Raw genomic sequence first — 20,284 nt, 5'->3', positions numbered from 1 at the left:
GTTTTGGGAAAGGTTCTTTATAACATATCAAGTATATTCAAGTGAAATATATGCTTATTTCACTGTAACTGTTACCTTTTTTGTGATTCCGTTGCTGCTTACATAGATAACAGCTTTTCCTTTTTTCACACCTTTAACAACACCTTTGCTGCTTACAGTAGCAACTTTTGTATTGCTGCTTCTGTAGGTGATCTTTGCCTTTGAAGTAGCAACTGCCTTGATGGCTGTTGTTTTCTTTGCTTTTACACTTACAGCTGTTTTGGATGTGATCTTCAGGCTACCTTTTTTTACTGTGATCCTGCAGGTTGCTTTGTAGCTTCCGCATTTTACTGTAATTGTAGCTGTTCCTGCTTTTTTTGCTGTTACTTTTCCGCCTGCGCTTACCACTGCAACGGATTTATTACTGCTTGTATAAGTAACTTTTCCGCTAACGCCTGTTTTTTTCACTTTGATCTGGCTTGTTCCACCCACAAATACAGTCTTCGCTGAAGCCGAAGCTTTTACAGACGGCTTCTTAACTGTGATCTTGCAGGTTGCTTTATAATTTCCGCATTTCGCTGTGATCACAGCTGTACCTGCCGCCTTTGCAGTTACCTTTCCATTTGCGGCTACAGCTACAACAGATGGTTTACTGCTTGTATAGGTTACTTTTCCGGTAACACCTGCGGTCGTTGCTTTCAGCGTCACTGTAGCTGGAGATCCTTTTACATAAAGCGTCTTCGCTGATGCATTCAGTTTTACAGATGGCGTTTTTACAGTAAGCTTGTACTGTGCAGTTTTTCCTGCTGCAGATGTTGCTGTGATCACGGCTGTTCCTGCTGCTTTCGCAGTTACTTTTCCGTTCTCGTCCACAGATGCAACCGTTTCATTATCGGAAGCGTATGTTACATCCTTGCAATTCTCGCCTGTTGCTTCAAGCTGTCTGGAGCTTCCGATATAAAGAACTCCTGAATTTTCTTTAAAAGCAATCGTTCCATACACCAGCTGAACAGAAACATCTGCATGACCATCACTGGAAACTCTTACTGTATAGGTTTCATTTTCCGGTCTCGCTACAGTGGAATCCAGAGCAACCACTCCATCTGTAGTTACTGCATCCTGTACAAGATATGTTGTCATTGAAGCATGTCCGACACCTGTTGTATAGAAAACAGATACCTTCGGATTTTTGTATTTATCAAGATTTGCAAGCTTAACATGGGTGCTGTCCGTAAATTCCGGAGAAACAGCCATCTCTTCTGTTGCCTGCGGTTTAACATAAATACCATCTGCAAATTCATATACATACGCGCCGTCTGCCATAATGTACGTGATCTTGTTTACGGTTTTTCCCTCAAGACCTGTATCTTTTGCAAAGGCAACCTTATACACCTTCAGCCACATCTCGTTCATATGACGCATGCCATATTTTCCGCCGTCTGTTGTTTCCAGGATCATTCCCTGAATCCCGGAGTTAACTGCAAAATCGGAATCACTCTTTGTATTGCGGAGATATTTTGTGCTGGTTTCTTTTACATCAATCTCATAATCTCCCCAGCGAGAAGATGTTTTGAGTGTTGCCTCCGCATCTGTCACAGTTGCTTTTACATTAAATTTTGTAGCACTGTATGTTCCATCTGTATTCAGTGTTTTATACTGCCCAGGCTCTACCGTCGGAGTACGTCCCAGGGTGATCCCTGCTGCTTCTGTATATACTCCGCTTTCCGGAAGTTCTCCCGCTTCTGAAAGGATCTGCGCCTCTACATACGTTTTTGCATCTGTAGCTACATTAACCTTTTTTACTCCTGCGATCTCATAGCCATTTTCTGTCAGATTCTGAACATCTGCATTTCCGAAAACAGTACTTTTTCTGGTTGTGGCAGATGTAACGGAATCATACTTGCGGCTCGTTGCATCTCCCGCATAAAATTCCTCGTATGACAGAGATGCCGTACCGTAAAGTGTTCCTGTCAGTGCCTGATGTCCATTTGCCACCTTATAATAAATATCTGTTCCCGGAATCTGTGTATATCCATCCACCGCTCCCTTTACCCAGTAATAGGAAACATTGGAAACCGTGATCGGCTGGCCTGTCAGTGTGATATTTTTTGTCATATCCACATAATTGTCGCTTGAGATCATAACCGTGTAGATCTCATCCCCGGCCCTGGCTACACTGCTGTCAAAGGTTACCACCCCATTCTCTGCCACTGCATGATCTACAACATACGTTGTCTTTTTACCATGGCCACTTCCTGTTGTGTAGTATACGGAAACCTTAGGGTTTTCATATTTGTCAAGATCATCAACTTTAACCTGGGTTGTATTTTCTTTTACAAAAGCTGCCTGTACCTTCATTCCTGCTTCAGGCTGTTTTTTTACAAGAGGAGCTTTGTCTCCGAACTCATATACATAGGAGCCGTCCGGAGTAATATAAGTCACCTTTGAAATTTTTTCCCCGATAAGCCCGGATCCTGCTGAAAACGCAAGTTCGTAGGGCTGTACCCAGATTTCATAGGTATGACGAAGTCCTACCTTCTTACCACTGGCAGTTTCAAGGATCACTCCCAGTGTATTTCCACCTACGGCAAAATCACCCTGCCTGGAATTGCGGAGATATTTTGTGCTGGCTTCTTTTACCACCAGCATGTAATCGCCCCAGATCGATGGTGCCTGGATCTGGGCAGATGCATCTGTGACTGTTGCTTTTACATCGAATTTTGTTGCACTGTATGTTCCGTCTGTATTCAGAGTTTTATACTGTCCTGTTTCCTGTGACGGCGCTTCATTCAATGTAATATCTGCTGCCTCTGTATAGACACCCTCTCTCGGAAGCTTGGAAGCAGCTTTCAGCGCCTGTGCATCTACATAGGTTTCCGCGTCCACTGCAACACTTACATTCTTCACACCTTGGATCTGATATCCGGAAGAGGTCACCTCTGTGCTGTCCTCATTAACAAAAATCTGATTTTTACTCGTTGTTGCCGAAGTGATAGCGTCATAGCTCTCCTGAGTGGTATCCCCGGCATAAAATTCCGAATAACTTAAAGTTGTCGTTCCGTACAGTTTTCCGTTCAGAGCGGTCTGTCCATCTGCCACTTTTACATAAACGCCTGTTGTTCCTATCTGTGTATATCCCTCTGCCGGCTGCATGGACCAGAGATATTTCACTCCTGCAACAGTGATCTCAGAAGCATCCTGAAGAACCTCGCCTGCTTCTGCCATAAATGCTTCTCCATCACCGAATGCCTCTTCTGTATCCTCCTGGATCTGCGGTTCCTCTTCCTGTTGAATCTCTTCTGCTGAAATTTCTGCTACTTCTTCCTGAATAGCTTCTGCATCACTTTCTTCCGGCTCTTCCGACTGAATATCAGCTTCACCAACTTCCAGCTGGTCCTGGGAAACCGACTCCTGATCCTCGTTCTCTCCTTCTTCCTGTGCTGTCTCTCCTTGTGTTTCTTCTGACACGTCACTAAAAACTTCCGCCTCAGACGCCATTGCCGTTACCGGCGCTCCTGACGCGATCACCGCTGAACTCAGAACGAGTGCAGCTGACTTCTTAAAAAGCTTCCACTTATGCATACCTGTCCTCCTCTTTGTCTTTTATATTACACGACTTTATACCAGATCATGACCTTACAGCTGCTCTGGTTAATTGAAATTTCTTCTGCAGAATATTCAACATATGTCAGTTTCTGCAGAAGTGCTCTGTCAAGCACGCTTTAGTTTGTCTAAACTAACATATCGTCATTTTATCAATGCTTAAATTATTTGTCTATACATATCTGGCAAAAAAGCCTCACGGTTATTGTTGTTTTTTTCTCAACTAAAAATTGTTTTCAAAATATTTATATTATTATCTAATATTTCAAACAAAAAAAGTATATATTCCAAGACATCATTTCAGGAAATGCAACAGCCATTGCCATTTCCTCCGGCATTCTCAGATCATATACTTTTTTATATTTCTATATTTTTGCTTTCTTTTATGCCCAGCGGCTCTTCTGTTCTTCGCAGATACTGTTCCACTGGCAGTTTCCACAGATTTCCTTACGTTTATCCATCGCAAGGATTTTTTCCTGGACTTTTTTTGTAAATTCGCTGAAGTGCAATGTCTGTCCGGCCTTCAGTCCACATTTTTCCAGCACGGCATTGTCATACTCTGCCACTTTATCTCCGGTTTCACAATGTCCGCCCAGATTATTCGGACAGGCAGAGCAGATCTCATCCGTATCCACATGAAGCCTTATTTTCTTTCCCTCCAGAAAAATCTTCAGCATCTCGGCCATATGTGCAGTAAAACCGTTACTGTAGCCTTCCCCCTTAAAATACGCCAGGCACATGCCATGATGAGGGCGCAGAGGAATGACTATTTCCTCTGTGCCCTCATCAGAAGCATATGCCGCAGCACTGCTTTTATCTTGCATATTTACGTACCTTTCCTGATAAAACATAAGCCAGTGCGATCTTGATAAGATCCGGAATGATAAACGGGAACACACACCAGCCAAGAACTGCCATAAGGCCTACCGGACCTGTGCTTCTTGTGTAGGCAAACATAAACCATGCGGTTCCAAAGGCATAGCATACGATCAGTCCAACGACCATGGAAATGATCTGAACAACCGGCTTTCTGCCAAAAACGTGCTCAATTGCCCACATAACAAGTGCGGAAAAGATAAATCCAATGATATATCCACCTGCATTTCCGAGAAGAGCTCCAATGCCTCCGGAAAATCCTGCAAAAACCGGAACTCCTACTGCTCCAAGAAGAACGTAAACCAGAACTGCCAGAGTTCCTCTTTTTCCTCCAAGCACACCAACTGCCATAAATACTCCGAATGTCTGCAGAGTAAACGGTACCTGTGCCGGAATGGAAATCCATGAGCAAACTGCCATCACTACTGCAAAAACTGCACTGTAAACAAGATCATACGTCTTGCTTCTGCCTGCTGCCACTGTTGTCATAATAATCTGTATCCTTTCTTTCCTTTTCTGCTTTTCCTGTCGGAAGATCATTCCTGTCCTTTATAAATGATATCCGCTCTTTCGCTGTTAACAATTTAACACAGCAGAATTTGGATGTCAACTTAATTTTATTTTTTAGTTTACATTTTACAATGCCGTTTACTACTATGTAAACCTGCCATTTACAAATGATATTGTCAATTTTCACTTTCAAATTTCCCTCTCTGATGCTATACTGAAACCAATGAGTTTTCAGCAAAAAGGGGGATTTTTCCACATGGATATACACGATATTCATAACATCAGCACCAACTGCACACGGACTGAATTTGTAGGGACCGCAGTCCTTGACACAATCGGACTCGTGATCTCCGGAGTTGATGATTCTCTGCTTAAAAAGATGAACGTAGGTACCCAATACCACTGTCTGGGGCTTTTCAGTTCCCGAACAGGCGCTGCCGGCCAGATCACAGCTATTGACGATGCAGTAAAAGCCACAAATACAGAAGTCCTTTCCATTGAACTTCCAAGAGACACCAAGGGCTGGGGCGGTCATGGAAACTATATCGTCCTTGGCGGAAATGATGTATCCGACGTGCGTCACGCCATTTCTCTGGCTCTGGAACTGACTAACAAATATGCAGGTGAGGTCTACATCAGCGAATCCGGCCACCTGGAGTTTGCTTTTTCCGCAAGTGCAGGTCCTGCTATCCATAAAGCCTTCGGCACACCTCTGGGTGAAGCATTTGGTTTCATGGCAGGTTCTCCGGCTGCTATCGGTCTTGTAATGGCAGATAATGCCGTGAAATCCGCAGCAGTATCCATTACACAATATATGACTCCGAATATCGGTACCAGTCATTCCAATGAAGTGATCATCGCCATCTCCGGTGATGCCAGTGCTGTAAAAGCTGCTGTACTGGAAGGCCGTCAGACAGGCCTTGAGCTTCTCATCGGTATGGGAACCTATCCGGAGATCCCGGGTACGCCGTATCTGTAAAATCTCCGGATTGCAGGAAATTTGTGAATTTCCACACACTACACTTCACGAAACACATATCTGCGTCATGCATACAAAAGCAGCGCTGCAAGGATCAGCATACGATCCTGCAGCGCTGTATTTCTCTTAAATATTCTCCTCTGGATTTTTCCGGATCAGCCCACCTGATATACATCTGCAGACTGAAGTCCGAAGCTTAATGCCTCAGAATGGCTTCCACAATAGATATCCACATGTCCGTAAGGAGTTCCCAGATCCTCTACCGTATAAACAGTGCCGTTGATCAGAAGCTTGGTCCCAAACGGAACACCCGCCATAGCAACGGTACGTCCTGCTGTCGGAACTGTTCCGCTGGCGGTAAGATTGCCGGCTGTACCGCAGCACTGTGCACAGTTGCAGTATGCGGTCAGTGTAAAGTTTCCAAGATATGTTCCCTGACTGGAAGAACCGGAATCGGACGTATCCGCAGAGGCATCTTCCGTCTCCTCGGAAGCTGTCTCATCATTGGAAACCTCCTCAGAAACCTCCTCCTGGGAGCTGTCCTCGGAAACATCTTCGGAACTTCCGGACTGTACATCATCCGCTTCCTCTTCCTCCTCTACAACAATGTCTGTACTTGTAGAGCTGCTGGAAGACTCGGTTGTATCCTCCTCCGGATCATAGCCGTAATCATCGTCAGAATCAGCCTCTTCACTGTCCTCGTTATCCTGATCGGCTTCTTCCTGGGCTGCCGCTTCTGCTGCCTGTCTCTCAGCCTCTGCTGCCGCTTCAGCCTTAGCTTTCTCTTCTGCAGCCTTCTCCGCCTCTGCCTGCTGTACCAGAGCGGTAATACTGCTGTCTGCATTACTGATATCTGCCATCAGCTGCTGCGCCTCTTCCTGGCTGGCGCTGATCTGGTTTACATAAGAGTTAATATCATCGCTTGTGCTGGAAGCCATGGACTGCACTTCCTGCTGTTTGGCTGCACGCTCCGTCATCAGATCATCGATCTCTGCGGACTCCGTCTCAACCTTTTTCTCATTTTCCTGGATATTCTTCTGAAGACTCACATATTTATCCAGCATGTCTCTATCGTATGTAGAAATCTGGATCGCATTCTCCGCGCGATTGAGGAATTCTGCAAGGCTTTCGGAAGAAAGCAGTGTCTCCAGTGCGGAAGTTCCGGCATTTTCATACATATATGCGATTCGAAGCTTCATGGATTCATACTGATCTGCAGAAGCTTTCTTTGCTTTTTTCAGTTCTTTTTTTACTTTATTTAATTCATCTTCCTTCTCAGCAGCCTGAATACTAAGCTCAGAAATGCTGTTGGTAAGATCCTCATACTGTGCGTTTAAATCAGCCAGATAGCTCTCCAGCTCCTGCTTCTTGCTCTCCAGTGTGCCGATGCTGCTCTGTACCTGCGCAAGACCCTCCTCAGCGGCCTGTTTCTCCGCCTGTGCCTCTGCGATCGCAGCGTCTGTACCTGATGCATATACGGTGCTTCCCATGGAAAGGGTCAGCATACCTGTAAGCAGTAATGTGAAAACTTTTCTATTCTTCATATAAACACCTTTCGTCCTTTCATGGATTCTAGTATAACACATTTTTCATAAAAAGCAATAATTTTATTTTATTTCTGTAACAAATACGTAATAATTTAAATTTTTATGAACTGAAAAGCGTTTTTTTTGTTTTCCGGAGCACAAAAAAACTGCCCTCTCACAGATTTATCTGTAAAACGGCAGTTTTTATTCTATGCTGTTTCAATCCAAAGATCATCAGCTACGAGAATACTTCTCTGATGTAATCCCCCCTGAAGCTGCTTCTCTTACTCCGCAGCCTCCATAAGAACCTCATTCTCAGCTTCCTCAGCCATTACTTCCTGATACTTGCCCAGGATGATCGTCTGGATCTGCTCTCTTGTTGCTGAATTGATCGGATGTGCGATGTCACGATATTCACCGTCGCTTGCCTTACGGCTTGGCATTGCGATGAACAGCCCCTTCTCGCCTTCGATCACCTTGATGTCATGTACCACAAACTCATCATCTATTGTGACAGACACAACGGCCTTCATTTTCCCTTCTTTTGCTACCTTCCTCACACGTACATCTGTAATATTCATTGCTACTTGCCCCTTTCATTTCGCTAACCGTATCTGCGGAAAACTGATCTTCCGCATTTATAATACGTAGCGTTCGTTTTTCTCTACGACGATCTTCACTTCTCCTTCTTCGCCGCAGTAATATGAATTCGCCCGGATGGTATCCCGGCTCTCAACAATGCAATTCTCAATATGCGTATTATCTCCAAGATATACGTCATTAAGGATCACAGAGTTTTTGATCACACAGTTATTTCCTACAAATACATCACGGAACAGAACAGAATTCTCCACAGTTCCGTTGATGATACATCCGCTGGACACCAGACTGTTCTTCACAGTTGCACCCGGATTGTACTTAGCAGGAGGTACATCTGCGATCTTGGTTTTGATCGCCGGCTCCTGTTTGAAGAAATAGTTCCGGATCTCCGGTTTCAGGAAATCCATATTTGTCTGATAATAAGCCTCTGCAGTAGAGATATTATTCCAGTAGTTATCGATCTTATATCCGTAAATCCTCTTCAGATTTTTGTAACGGATAAGAATATCATTTACAAAATCATGCCTTCCTTCCTGGGCAGCACGCTCGATCAGTTCGATCAGCTGCCTTCTTCGGATGACATAGATACCAGTAGATACCGTATTATAGGAGGAAACGATCGGTTTCTCCTCAAATTCCTCGATCCGACAGTCCTCATTCATGCGAAGAACACCAAATCTCTCAACCTGGCTCTGATCCTTGCATGTAGTACATACAACGGTAACATCTGCCCGCTTTGCGATATGATACTCCAGGACTTTATTGTAATCCAGCTTGTAGATTCCATCGCCGGAAGCGATCACCGCATAGGGTTCATGACTGTTCTTTAAAAAGCTCAGGTTCTGATAGATCGCATCTGCAGTACCCTGATACCATAAGCTGTTATCTCTGGTAATGGTTGGAGTAAAGACATAAAGTCCTCCCTGTTTTCTTCCGAAATCCCACCATTTGGATGAACTTAAATGCTCATTAAGGGAACGGGCATTATACTGTGTCAGCACAGCAACCTTCTGGATATGTGAATTTGCCATGTTGCTGAGGGCAAAGTCGATCGCGCGGTAACTTCCTGCAATAGGCATTGCCGCGATTGCTCTTTTGTTTGATAATTCTCTCATGCGGTTATTATTACCGCCTGCCAAAATAATACCTATCGCTCTCATTCTTTCCCACCGTCCTTTGCTGCAATTACCTGGCCGGCTGCCAGTTCTCCGTCAGGGTAGTCTTCTTTTGTTGTAACACCGGCGATAGCGGTATTCTTACCGATTTTGACACCGTCCGGAATCACGCTGTTTTCGCCGATAGCCACAAGTCCAAAGGAATATACAGCCGGTTTCAGAACATTCGGTACCTCCTCGCCGCATCCGATCACAACATTATTTCCGATGACAACATCTTCTGCCACGATGGCTTTATCCATAACAACGTTCTCACCAACTGCTGTATTCTTCATGATAATAGAATCACGGATCACACTGCCCTTGCCGATGATAACATTCGGACCGATCACTGAATTATGTACTTCCCCATAGATTTCTGTTCCCTCACCGATGATACACTTGTCCACAACTGCATCTGCGGAAATATACTGTGGCGGGATCACATCTCCCTTGGTGTAGATCCTCCAGAATTCCTCATAAAGATTAAACTCCGGAATGATATCGATCAGCTCCATATTTGCTTCCCAGTAAGAACCAAGAGTTCCTACATCTTTCCAGTAGCCGTTGTACTCATAAGCAAAAAGACGCTGCCCCTTCTCTTTACAGTACGGAAGGATATGTTTACCGAAGTCACAGCCATTCTGATCCTTCAGGGCGATCAGTGCTTCCTTCAGAACCGGCCATGAGAAAATATAGATACCCATGGATGCAAGATTGCTGCTTGGATGCTCCGGCTTCTCCTCAAACTCAGTAATACGGCTGCTCTCATCAGTAACCATAATACCAAAACGGCTGGCTTCCTCAATGGGAACCGGCATACACGCGATCGTAATATCTGCCTTGTTCGCCTTGTGGAAATCCAGCATCACTTCGTAATCCATCTTATAGATATGGTCACCGGAAAGGATCAGTACATAATCCGGGTTATACTGCTCCATATAAGCCAGATTCTGATAGATCGCATTGGCAGTTCCTGTGTACCATTCACTGCTTGTGCTCTTCTCATACGGAGGAAGGACTGTGACACCGCCTTCATTGCGGTCAAGATCCCACGGAATACCGATACCGATATGTGTATTCAGGCGGAGAGGCTGGTACTGTGTCAGCACACCCACCGTGTCAATTCCCGAGTTAATACAATTGCTCAGTGGAAAATCGATGATACGATATTTACCACCAAAAGCGACTGCCGGCTTTGCAACCTTTTCTGTCAAAACTCCTAACCTGCTGCCTTGCCCACCGGCCAAGAGCATGGCAATCATCTCTTTCTTAATCATGCGATCACCTCTTGTATGTTATGATTATTCCATTATAGCATACTTTACTGTATTAGTGAACATTTTTTACAATTATTTTAGCTGTATTTTACTTTTTTTATCGCTATTGTATATTATAAATTGGTAAGACTCATCATTTTTTTCATTCCTCTGGTAATTTTCAACATTTTTCGATGTTATTTTCTGGTTACTTTTATATTCCGGAAAAAACCGCTTTTTTAGCCAAAAGAACCACTTTTCAATTGTTTCTGTTGGCGTTATAATAAAACAGACAAAAGAGCTACGAAAATAACATATATATAAGGAGATTATTATGTATCAGATAGACTTTCATAAACCGCTCCATATTCATTTCATCGGGATCGGAGGCATCAGCATGAGCGGCCTTGCCGAGATCCTTCTGGAAGAAAATTTCCGGATTTCCGGTTCCGATGCCAAATCCAGCCCGCTGACCCGCACACTGGAAGAACGTGGCGCTGTGATCTATTACGGACAGCGCGCTTCCAACATCAAGGATGATGTAGATGTGGTTGTCTATACAGCAGCGATCCACCCGGACAACCCGGAATTTGCCTGTGCGAAAGAAAAAGGGCTTCCAATGCTCACCCGCGCAGAGCTTCTGGGACAGATCATGCGGAACTACGATACACCGATCGCAATTTCCGGAACCCACGGAAAAACCACTACTACTTCCATGGTTTCCCATATCCTTCTTGAGGGTGACTGTGATCCTACCATCAGTGTTGGCGGAATCCTTCCTGCTATCCACGGAAACATCCGCGTTGGAAATTCTGAGACCTTTATCACAGAGGCATGCGAATACACCAACAGCTTTTTAAGCTTCTTCCCTAAGATCAGTGTGATCCTGAACATGGATGCCGATCATCTGGATTTCTTCAAGGACATCGATGACATCCGCCATTCCTTCCGGAAATTTGCAGAGCTTCTCCCTGCTGACGGTACTCTGATCATCAACGCCGACACACCGGAGTATGAGACGATCACCCGGGAGCTTCCATGCAATGTTCTTACCTATGGTCTGGAGCACGATGCCGATTACACCGCAGCAGACATTACCTGGGATAAATACGGACATCCTTCCTTCTCCGTTCTCTTCCGGGGCAAAAAGATCGGCAGCTATTATCTGCGTGTACCGGGTATCCACAACGTATCCAATGCACTGGCCGCCATTGCCGTAGGACGCCTTCTGGACCTTCCGGATGATGTGATCGTCAAAGGTCTCGGAAGCTTTACCGGTACAGACCGGCGTTTCCAGTATAAAGGTGAGATCGGCGGTATCACCATCATTGATGATTACGCGCATCATCCAACCGAGATCGAGGCAACCCTTCATGCTGCAAAGAATTATCCGCATCAGAAGGTATGGTGTGTATTCCAGCCTCATACCTACACACGTACCAAAGCTCTTCTTCCGGAATTTGCAAAAGCGCTGACTCTGGCCGATCATGTTGTACTGGCTGATATTTATGCCGCACGTGAAACAGACAATCTTGGTATTTCTTCCCAGGATCTCCAGAAACAGATTCAGGAACTTGGAACCCCCTGCGAATATTTCCCGACTTTTGATGAGATCGAGAGCTTCCTCTTAAAAAGTTGTGCACATGGTGATTTGTTGATAACTATGGGCGCCGGAGACGTTGTAAATATTGGAGAACACCTTCTCGGAAAATAATTATCCACATTATCCACATGCTTATGCACATTTCAGACGTGCCTGGCATGTGGATTTTTTTGTGTATAACCTACTTGACATAATTCAACAGCCAAATTCAACAAATACCGCATTTTTCTTACAAAATTAAGGTTTTTGTTAGTTGCTGATAATGTTATCCTCAAAGTTTTCCACACTATCCACATTTTCCACATGGAAATTGGTGCACAACTTCTGTGAAAATAGACTATTCTCAAGTAAAAGCGGTTGTGCTATAATCCTTTTTAGCATGGCGGACTTTGGGATATCACCTGAAATATCTGCTGTATTTTAGAAAGGGAGCTGCTGATCATGAGCCTGATTTCACTTCAGAATTCCTCTGAACTGGAGGTAACGATTCTTTCCAATCGCTTTATTGACAATTTCATGCCTCGTGCCAACGGGGAGTTCGTAAAGGTATATATCTACCTTCTCCGGATGGTATCTGCCGCTCCTTCTTCTTTCAGCCTGGAGCATATGGCAGACAGCCTTTTCTGCACGGAAAGAGATATTTCCCGTGCGCTGAAATACTGGGAAAGTGAGAAACTAATCGCATTAACCTATACTGCAGATCAGAAGCTTTCCGGGATCACTTTGCTGGAACCCTTTGCGGATACCGGTCATAGAGAGAGCAGCGCTTCCGTGGATACTTTCACCGGTTCCGGCAATTCTGCTTCCGTTTCCGAGAACACGGATCCGGGAGTCCCAAGCTCCGCTGATTACATTCTCAGTCTCACTCCTGACCGGATCAGAGAACTTAAGCAAAACGAAGAGATCAGTCAGCTTCTCTATATCACAGAGCAGTATCTGACCAAAACACTGACACCTACAGAAATGCAGAAGATCCTTTTTTTCTATGATGAACTCCATATGTCTGCGGATCTCATCGAATATCTGGTGGAATACTGTGTTTCCAGAGGCCGCAAGAGTATGCGTTATATTGAAACTGTTGCACTCGCCTGGGCAAAAGACGGCATCACCACCGTCGAGATGGCCCGGGATGCCAGCTCCCGTTTTTCCAAGGATTATTACACGATCCTGAAGGCTATGGGGATCAGCGGCCGCAATCCTGTTGATAACGAGATCACTTACATTGATACCTGGCGCAAGACCTACGGTTTTGATCTGGAGCTGATCCAGGAAGCCTGCAGCCGTACTGTCCTTTCCACCGGACAGCCCAGTTTCCAATATGCAGATAAGATCCTCTCCGGCTGGAAAAAGAAAAACGTACATACGCTGGAGGATATCCGGCTTCTGGATGCCGCACACAAAAAACGCCAGCTTGAGAAATCCGTTTCCAGGAAGAAGCAGCCCCAGACTCAACCTCAGAATAGCAACCGCTTCAATAATTTCCACCAGCGTGATTATGATTTTGCGGAATATGAGAAACGTCTTTTAAATAATCAGTAACAGAACCTGGAAGGAGCGCTTTATGCCTTTACAGAATTTTCAATATGATACTATAATGAGAGAATACAGCCGCCGGCAGGCACAGAACCACCGTATTCTGGAGGAGCACACAGCCAAAGCCTACGGAAAGATCCCCCGTCTGAAAGAGATCGATGACGAGGTGGCAACTTTAAGTGCTGACAAAGTCCGCCGCCTTTTAAACGGCGAAGAAAAGGGAACTTCGGATCTGAAGGCAGCCATCCAGGAGCTTTCCGATGAACGGATCACCCTTCTTGTTGCAAACGGCTTTCCCGGAGACTATCTTGAGATGCCTTATACCTGCCCTGACTGTCAGGATACCGGCTATATCGGCAGCCGAAAATGCACCTGTTTTAAAAAAGCTGAGATCGAACTGCTTTATGCACAGTCCAATCTGAATGAAATTCTCGAAAAAGAGAATTTTGACAGCTTTTCATTTGACTATTATTCTGCTACAATAAAAAACGAAGCCACGGGACTGTCTGCCCTGGAAACAGCCAGACGGGCCTATGACACTGCACAGCGCTTTGTGCAGAACTTCGACCATAAATTTGAAAACCTGTTTCTATATGGTGATACCGGTGTGGGAAAAACCTTTCTTTCACACTGCATCGCCCGAGAGCTTCTCAGATCCACCCACTGTGTCCTGTACTTTTCCGCCTACGATCTTTTTGATATGATGGCTGCGAATTCTTTTTCCCGAAAAGATACCGGCACAGACGAGGAACTGATCTATGACTGTGATCTTCTGATCATTGATGACCTGGGAACGGAGCTTACCAACAGTTTCGTATCTTCACAGCTTTTTCTCTGTCTCAATGAGCGGATCATGCGCAGGAAATCCACGATCATTTCCACGAATCTGACGCTCAAAAATTTCTCGGATACCTATTCCGAGAGAACATTTTCCCGAATTGCCAGCAACTATCAGATGATATCGTTGATCGGGAAGGACATCCGTATACAGAAAATATTTTTAGGAGGAAATTAAAATGGCACAGGTAAATACAAAAGATTTTTCCACACTCCCGGTAGGAAGACTTGGACTGATTCCCCTTCAGAGCTGCAGCTCATTAGGCGCGAAGGTGAATGACTGGCTGGTCAAATGGCGTGCCGAAAGACAGTATCCTGGAATGGACTCCTTTGCATTCGAGGGATACAAGCGCGATTCTTACATTATTGACGCCAAGACTCCACGTTTCGGCTCCGGTGAGGGTAAATGCACCATCAACGAATCTGTCCGCGGTGATGATATCTACGTAATGGTAGATGTGACAAATTACAGCTTATCCTATCCGATCGGACCTTACACGAATCTTATGTCCCCGGATGATCATTTCCAGGATATGAAGCGTGTTATCGCCGCTGTAGGCGGAAAAGCCCGCAGAGTCAACGTGATCATGCCATATCTCTATGAGAGTCGCCAGGACAAACGTGTCGGAAGAGAGTCTCTTGACTGTGCCAATGCACTTCATGAGCTGATCGATATGGGTGTTGAGAATATCATCACCTTTGATGCACATGATTCCCGTGTACAGAATGCGACTCCTCTTCATGGTTTTGAGACTGTACAGCCATCCTACCAGTTCATCAAGGCTCTTCTTAATAATGAAAAGGGACTTCATATCGACAAGGATCATTTCATGACGATCAGCCCGGACGAAGGAAGCATGAACCGTGCGATCTATCTCGCCAATGTCCTCGGTGTTGATATGGGTATGTACTATAAACGTCTGGATTACTCAAGATATGTAAACGGCCGTCATCCGATCGCAGCATATGAATTCCTCGGACCAAAGATCGAGGGCAAGGATATGATCCTGATCGATGATATGATCTCCTCCGGTGATACGATCATTAAGATCGCGTCTCTCCTGAAAGAGAAAGGAGCAGGCAGAGTTTACATCTGCTCTACCTTCGGATTCTTTACCGATGGTCTTGATAAATTTGACGATGCTTACAAGAAGGGCTACTTCGACAAGCTCCTTACTACTAACCTGGTTTATCAGTCACCGGAGCTTCTTGAGAAGCCATACTACATCAGCTGCGATATGAGCAAATATATTGCTCTGATCATTGATACGCTGAACCATGATACCTCTGTCAGCCACCTTCTGAATCCGGTAGACAGAATCAAACGCTGCGTAACAAATTACATGAGCCAGCATGAGAAATAAATCATAACGCACGCAAAGCGGCTGCACCTTCTGAGAACGATATAACAGTTTCTCAGAAAGCGCAGCCGCTTTATATTTCTGTAACAGACGGATATCCATGATCCGCATCTGCTGTCTGCTTTGCTTTTGATCTTTATGCTGAAATCTTCCTGCAAAAGCTCACATAGGAAGCTTCTGATAGGGAATCCTCTCTTTATCCAGGATCTCCATTTCTCTTTTATGGCAGGTACTTATGATCACCTGTCTGTTTTCTTTATGCAGCCACCTGAGAGCCGCTGCAAGACGTTCTTCATCATACATGCCAAATACATCATCCAGGATCACAGGGAACGGTTCCTCTTTGCAGAAAAGCTCTCCTGCTGCCATACGAAGGGCAAAATAAATCTGCTCCAGTGTCCCGCGGCTCAGTCTCTCAATGGATACGATACGCTCCCCTGTGTTCACAGACATATGCAGTGCCTCATCCATCAGAACCTCCTGGTATCTGCCACCGGTGATCTCACTTAATATCTCAGATGTACGTTTTTTCAGACGGACCCCTACCTGATCCGTAATGTTTCCGGAAAGTGCCTCAATCGTCTCCATAGCCATATTCAACGCCTGAATCTCCGTTTCCTCCGGAGTGATCACTTCTGTATTTTCTTCACATTCCGTCAACTCTGCCTGCAGGTTCTCCAGCGCTGTATGCTTCTCTTCGTAGTCACTGTCCAGATTGTTCCGGTTCCAGGTCAGCTCCTCATGTCTGGAATGCCAGCGCTCTCTCTGACGTTCTCTCTTATTCAGCTCCCTGCTGAGCCGTATGCGGAAAAACAATGCCGCTACAGAAATCGCCGCAGTTGCCACGCCTGCCAGAACGCTAAAAATGACCTGCCCGGAAAAAGCTGCCAGGCAGCTGGTACCGGCAATCCCACCAAGCAGCACAACTGCCAGAACTGCATCTGTCAGCTCCCGCCTTCTTTTTACACGATCGATCCGAAGCTCAAGAAGATCCTCTGTACTCCGTTCTCTGGTCCCTATGTTCATCCCGTCCTGCTGCTGCATGATCCGATCACGCTTCTCATCCAGTTCACGGATCTCTCTGCGGATATATTCCATGTTTGCGGAAATCTTTTCTTTTTCCTTTTCCAGCTCCTTTTTTCGCCGGGCCGCTTCTGTCAGATATCCTTTTCTGGACATTTTCAGCATCTGCATGGCTCGTCCCATGTCAATGGAACTGTCACCGGTTCCCTGATAGCTGGCCATGTAATTCTGCAGTTCACGTACGAGATCTTTTCCTGTAACGCTTTTCAGCTGTGCCACAGACACCGTATTATCATAAACTGCCTCACTTACATTTCCCAGAATAGTCCCAAGAGCTCCCTGTTCCGCATCCACAAGACTGCCATCATCTTCACAGAGAAGCTCTCCCAGCTTCTTTTCTTTATAAAAATTCCTGGTAAGACGATACTTCTTCCCCTTACTTGTAAACCACATGATCCCACCATATTCTGCCGGATTTTCCCACGGTTCATATTTTGTATATGTATCGTTCAGAGCAGCCTTTCCCCGCAGTCTGCGAACGCCGTAAAACATGGAGCGGATAAATGTATGTGTGGTAGTTTTTCCACTCTCATTTTCACCGTAAAGTACGTTGATCCCAGGCGAAAGCTCCATATCCTTGTCCCGGATCTTCCCGAAATTTTTTATTTTTAAACGTCTGATAACCATCTTATGCTATCCTCCTGTGCTGCCCCTTTATCGCCGGCTGCCTGTCTCAAGCAATGCCTGAAGCCCATAATACAGCGCCTTTTTTTCCACGGTATCCATACCCTTTTTGGCCAGAAAATAGCCGATATAATCACCGATCAGAGTACCGCTGTAGCGTTTGTAGAGCTCACCAAGATCATACGCCGGCCAGGATTCATCCACAACATCGGTAACATTTCCGAGACTTTTCAGTTTCTCAGGGATCAGAAGAAGATCCGGCGAACGCATTCCCTGAAGAACGATCCTGTAGATATTCCTTCCTCCTCTGCGGAAAATCTGGGATTTTACCGCTTCTTCCAGAGATATCTGTGTAGTTTCCTCGTGAAGTGTCATTACCAGCTGCTGATAGGAACGACAGGCAAAGGGAACGAACTCTGTACGGATCCTTCCGTTGATCAGTCGTCCCTCCATATATCCATGTTCCCCTGTATCATTCCTGTCAATGGGCTCCAGAGCCCCGGAAAAGGCCGCCTGGTCACGGATCAGGATCTGCGGCTTGTGGATATGCCCTAACGCCACATAATCGAAGCCTGACGCCGCCAGAGCTGCTGCACTGAGAGGAATATGCTTCTCATCGCCGCCATGGGCCAGCAGAATATGGATTCCTTCTTTCTGGACAGGGACAGCCTGATCATAAAGTCCGTCTTTTATTTCCCGGTCATAGTAACTCAGTCCATATACATAGACATCAAGCCTGGGATCTTTAACGCAGGTCAGTTCCCTGCTCCTGAAAAATATAACGTTGGAATTCCACTCAAACGTATTATAAAAAGAATCTCTGCTTATAAAATCATGATTTCCTGCCATCAGATACACTCTGGTATCCGGGATGGTGGAAAACAGATAATTTACTTCCTTAAGCTCTCTCATAAGAGGCTGGCGGTGGAACAGATCTCCGGATATAAATAGCAAATCCACCGGATCTTCGCGGATGCCCGCAATAACCCGGCGGAAAGTGCTCCAGATTTCTTCCTCCCGCTCTTTGCTCCACGGGCAGCCCCTGTCGGGAACTGCGCCCAGATGCACGTCTGCAAGATGAATAAATCTCATAATGTTCTCCCTTGTGTGTCAGTCACACATATCAATACCTGTTGCCAATTTCTCCCTGCTGTTCTCTGATCTCAGGAGCACAGAACGTCCTGCTGTGCAAAAGTATTCTGATCAAAGATCGCAGTTCTTTACAGTTCTCGGGAATGGGATCACGTCACGGATGTTGCCCATACCTGTAAGGTACATGACACATCTCTCAAATCCAAGACCAAAGCCGGAATGACGTGTGGAACCATATTTACGAAGATCCAGATAGAAATCGTAATCCTCCGGTTTCAGACCCAGCTCATCCATACGTGTTCTCAGCTTGTCGTAGTCATCCTCTCTCTGGCTTCCTCCGATGATCTCTCCGATTCCCGGCACCAGGCAGTCCATAGCCGCAACTGTCTTTCCATCCTCGTTGAGTTTCATGTAGAATGCCTTGATCTCCTTCGGATAATCTGTAACAAATACCGGTCTCTTGTAGACCTGCTCTGTCAGATAGCGCTCATGCTCTGTCTGAAGATCACATCCCCAGAATACCTTGTAATCAAATTTGTCATTGTTCTTCTCAAGGATTTCAACAGCCTCTGTATAGGTCACATGCGCAAATTCAGAATTAAGCACATGGTTCAGTCTGTCAAGAAGCCCCTTGTCAATGAAGGAATTGAAGAAGTTCATTTCCTCCGGTGCATTCTCAAAGACATAACGGATCACGTATTTCAGCATAGCCTCTGCAAGCTCCATAGCGTCCTGAAGGTCTGCAAACGCACACTCAGGCTCGATCATCCAGAACTCAGCTGCATGACGGGTAGTGTTGGAATTCTCAGCACGGAAGGTCGGTCCGAATGTGTAGATATTGCGGAATGCCTGTGCATAAGTCTCTCCGTTCAGCTGTCCGCTTACGGTAAGGTTTGTCTCCTTTCCGAAGAAATCCTGTGAATAATCAACACTTCCATCCTCTGTCAGCGGAATATTCTTCGGATCCAGTGTTGTTACCTGGAACATCTCTCCTGCACCTTCACAGTCACTTCCTGTGATCAGCGGTGTATGCACATAGACAAAGCCTCTCTCCTGGAAAAATTTATGGATCGCATATGCACAGAGAGAACGTACACGAAATACAGCCTGAAAAGTATTTGTTCTCGGTCTTAAATGTGTCATGGTCCTTAAGTATTCAAGACTGTGTCTCTTCTTCTGAAGTGGATAATCCGGTGCGGAAGCTCCCTCTACAGATATCTCTGTTGCCTGGATCTCAAATGGCTGCTTCGCCTGAGGGGTAGCTACCAGCGTTCCCTTAACAATGATGGCCGCTCCAACGTTCAGCTTGGAAACCTCTGCGAAATTCTCCATGTTATCGTGATATACGATCTGAAGAGTTTCAAAAAAGCTTCCATCATGAAGTACGATGAATCCAAACGCCTTGGAATCACGAACACTTCGCACCCATCCACCTACGGTGATCTCTTTGTCGAGATACTGTTCACGGTTTCTGTAAATCTCTTTCACTGTTGTCAGTTTCATAATCTATACCTCATTCCTCATATTCAGGATTACACGTCCCTGCGGACCTCCAAACGTCCGTATCGAATTAAGTATAGACTATTCTCATGGTTCGTGCAAGGAGTAATTGCCCTGTCGGACAGAAAAATAGCGGGCCGCCGGACAGAAAAATCCCGCCTGGCG

Annotated in this window: 15 protein-coding genes; 5 read left to right on the top strand and 10 right to left on the bottom strand. The window is 45.5% G+C overall.

From position 1 onward, the window contains the following. Nucleotides 1–54 precede the first annotated feature (54 nt). The 3 genes from AB5026_RS09735 to AB5026_RS09725 all read right to left on the bottom strand — a co-directional run bounded on the left by AB5026_RS09735 (nucleotide 55) and on the right by AB5026_RS09725 (nucleotide 4,947). Nucleotides 55–3,561 carry an Ig-like domain-containing protein gene (locus AB5026_RS09735; RefSeq protein WP_368213233.1) on the bottom strand — a complete coding sequence of 1,169 codons (3,507 nt, stop codon included), beginning with the start codon at nucleotides 3,559–3,561 and terminating at the stop codon, nucleotides 55–57. A gap of 404 nt (nucleotides 3,562–3,965) precedes the next feature. After that, entirely contained in the window at nucleotides 3,966–4,406 is a 441-nt protein-coding gene (locus AB5026_RS09730; RefSeq protein ID WP_021652861.1) for a DUF1284 domain-containing protein, read from the bottom strand. Continuing rightward, nucleotides 4,396–4,947, bottom strand: a complete 552-nt coding sequence (locus AB5026_RS09725) for a biotin transporter BioY (RefSeq protein WP_368213232.1) — start codon at nucleotides 4,945–4,947, stop codon at nucleotides 4,396–4,398. Before AB5026_RS09725 ends, AB5026_RS09730 begins: the two co-directional genes overlap by 11 nt. Nucleotides 4,948–5,230: 283 nt before the next feature. Between AB5026_RS09725 and pduB the strand changes: the two genes are divergently transcribed. Next, complete coding sequence (pduB, locus tag AB5026_RS09720) at nucleotides 5,231–5,947, top strand: microcompartment protein PduB (protein WP_044962320.1); 717 nt, start codon at nucleotides 5,231–5,233, stop codon at nucleotides 5,945–5,947. A gap of 155 nt (nucleotides 5,948–6,102) precedes the next feature. Here the strand turns inward: pduB and AB5026_RS09715 are convergent, their stop codons facing one another. From AB5026_RS09715 to AB5026_RS09700, 4 genes are all read right to left on the bottom strand, one after another. Next, nucleotides 6,103–7,491 carry a hypothetical protein gene (locus AB5026_RS09715; protein WP_021652858.1) on the bottom strand — a complete coding sequence of 463 codons (1,389 nt, stop codon included), beginning with the start codon at nucleotides 7,489–7,491 and terminating at the stop codon, nucleotides 6,103–6,105. A 266-nt stretch (nucleotides 7,492–7,757) separates the two neighbouring features. Then, nucleotides 7,758–8,054: a septation regulator SpoVG gene (spoVG, locus tag AB5026_RS09710; RefSeq protein ID WP_173722319.1), complete on the bottom strand. Its 297-nt coding sequence runs from the start codon at nucleotides 8,052–8,054 to the stop codon at nucleotides 7,758–7,760. Between the two features lie 57 nt (nucleotides 8,055–8,111). Next, a complete protein-coding gene (gene glgD, locus AB5026_RS09705; RefSeq protein ID WP_021652857.1) occupies nucleotides 8,112–9,233 on the bottom strand; it encodes a glucose-1-phosphate adenylyltransferase subunit GlgD in 1,122 nt (373 codons plus the stop codon). Next, complete coding sequence (locus AB5026_RS09700) at nucleotides 9,230–10,507, bottom strand: glucose-1-phosphate adenylyltransferase (protein ID WP_110102765.1); 1,278 nt, start codon at nucleotides 10,505–10,507, stop codon at nucleotides 9,230–9,232. The genes glgD and AB5026_RS09700 overlap by 4 nt, the downstream gene beginning before the upstream one ends. A gap of 313 nt (nucleotides 10,508–10,820) precedes the next feature. On the opposite strand from AB5026_RS09700, the gene murC reads away from it, so the two are divergent. From murC to AB5026_RS09680, 4 genes are all read left to right on the top strand, one after another. Continuing rightward, nucleotides 10,821–12,200 (top strand): UDP-N-acetylmuramate--L-alanine ligase, encoded by a 1,380-nt coding sequence (gene murC, locus AB5026_RS09695; protein WP_021652856.1) that lies wholly within the window; start codon nucleotides 10,821–10,823, stop codon nucleotides 12,198–12,200. Nucleotides 12,201–12,530: 330 nt separating this feature from the next. Continuing rightward, on the top strand, nucleotides 12,531–13,628 hold the full coding sequence (locus AB5026_RS09690; RefSeq protein WP_118368462.1) for a DnaD domain protein: 1,098 nt from the start codon (nucleotides 12,531–12,533) through the stop codon (nucleotides 13,626–13,628). Between the two features lie 22 nt (nucleotides 13,629–13,650). Next, complete coding sequence (locus AB5026_RS09685; RefSeq protein WP_059086197.1) at nucleotides 13,651–14,637, top strand: ATP-binding protein; 987 nt, start codon at nucleotides 13,651–13,653, stop codon at nucleotides 14,635–14,637. 1 nt (nucleotide 14,638) lies between these two features. Further along, on the top strand, nucleotides 14,639–15,823 hold the full coding sequence (locus AB5026_RS09680) for a ribose-phosphate pyrophosphokinase (RefSeq protein WP_015525646.1): 1,185 nt from the start codon (nucleotides 14,639–14,641) through the stop codon (nucleotides 15,821–15,823). 159 nt (nucleotides 15,824–15,982) lie between these two features. Here AB5026_RS09680 and AB5026_RS09675 read toward each other — a convergent pair whose 3' ends face one another. The 3 genes from AB5026_RS09675 to asnS all read right to left on the bottom strand — a co-directional run bounded on the left by AB5026_RS09675 (nucleotide 15,983) and on the right by asnS (nucleotide 20,122). Beyond that, nucleotides 15,983–17,530 carry an ATP-binding protein gene (locus AB5026_RS09675; RefSeq protein WP_022426260.1) on the bottom strand — a complete coding sequence of 516 codons (1,548 nt, stop codon included), beginning with the start codon at nucleotides 17,528–17,530 and terminating at the stop codon, nucleotides 15,983–15,985. Nucleotides 17,531–17,557: 27 nt separating this feature from the next. Next, nucleotides 17,558–18,619, bottom strand: a complete 1,062-nt coding sequence (locus AB5026_RS09670; protein ID WP_015525644.1) for a metallophosphoesterase — start codon at nucleotides 18,617–18,619, stop codon at nucleotides 17,558–17,560. A 111-nt stretch (nucleotides 18,620–18,730) separates the two neighbouring features. Then, nucleotides 18,731–20,122, bottom strand: coding sequence for an asparagine--tRNA ligase (asnS, locus tag AB5026_RS09665; RefSeq protein ID WP_022426258.1), 1,392 nt, complete (start codon nucleotides 20,120–20,122; stop codon nucleotides 18,731–18,733). Nucleotides 20,123–20,284 lie beyond the last annotated feature (162 nt).

This window comes from Blautia sp. RTP21359st1_E11_RTP21359_211015, assembly GCF_040910705.1.
GTDB lineage: Bacteria > Bacillota > Clostridia > Lachnospirales > Lachnospiraceae > Blautia_A > Blautia_A fusiformis.
The sequence above is the reverse complement of the archived record's forward strand: the minus strand, read 5'-3'. Positions and strand labels throughout refer to the sequence as shown.

What these genes read in the sequence shown, in the direction of transcription:
- glgD (WP_021652857.1), bottom strand. Translation starts at nt 9,233, where the DNA reads ATGAGAGCGATAGGTATTATTTTGGCAGGCGGTAATAATAACCGCATG.
- murC (WP_021652856.1), top strand. Translation starts at nt 10,821, where the DNA reads ATGTATCAGATAGACTTTCATAAACCGCTCCATATTCATTTCATCGGG.
- AB5026_RS09675 (WP_022426260.1), bottom strand. Translation starts at nt 17,530, where the DNA reads ATGGTTATCAGACGTTTAAAAATAAAAAATTTCGGGAAGATCCGGGAC.
- AB5026_RS09685 (WP_059086197.1), top strand. Translation starts at nt 13,651, where the DNA reads ATGCCTTTACAGAATTTTCAATATGATACTATAATGAGAGAATACAGC.
- AB5026_RS09725 (WP_368213232.1), bottom strand. Translation starts at nt 4,947, where the DNA reads ATGACAACAGTGGCAGCAGGCAGAAGCAAGACGTATGATCTTGTTTAC.
- AB5026_RS09690 (WP_118368462.1), top strand. Translation starts at nt 12,531, where the DNA reads ATGAGCCTGATTTCACTTCAGAATTCCTCTGAACTGGAGGTAACGATT.
- AB5026_RS09670 (WP_015525644.1), bottom strand. Translation starts at nt 18,619, where the DNA reads ATGAGATTTATTCATCTTGCAGACGTGCATCTGGGCGCAGTTCCCGAC.
- AB5026_RS09735 (WP_368213233.1), bottom strand. Translation starts at nt 3,561, where the DNA reads ATGCATAAGTGGAAGCTTTTTAAGAAGTCAGCTGCACTCGTTCTGAGT.
- AB5026_RS09680 (WP_015525646.1), top strand. Translation starts at nt 14,639, where the DNA reads ATGGCACAGGTAAATACAAAAGATTTTTCCACACTCCCGGTAGGAAGA.
- AB5026_RS09715 (WP_021652858.1), bottom strand. Translation starts at nt 7,491, where the DNA reads ATGAAGAATAGAAAAGTTTTCACATTACTGCTTACAGGTATGCTGACC.
- asnS (WP_022426258.1), bottom strand. Translation starts at nt 20,122, where the DNA reads ATGAAACTGACAACAGTGAAAGAGATTTACAGAAACCGTGAACAGTAT.
- AB5026_RS09730 (WP_021652861.1), bottom strand. Translation starts at nt 4,406, where the DNA reads ATGCAAGATAAAAGCAGTGCTGCGGCATATGCTTCTGATGAGGGCACA.
- spoVG (WP_173722319.1), bottom strand. Translation starts at nt 8,054, where the DNA reads ATGAATATTACAGATGTACGTGTGAGGAAGGTAGCAAAAGAAGGGAAA.
- AB5026_RS09700 (WP_110102765.1), bottom strand. Translation starts at nt 10,507, where the DNA reads ATGATTAAGAAAGAGATGATTGCCATGCTCTTGGCCGGTGGGCAAGGC.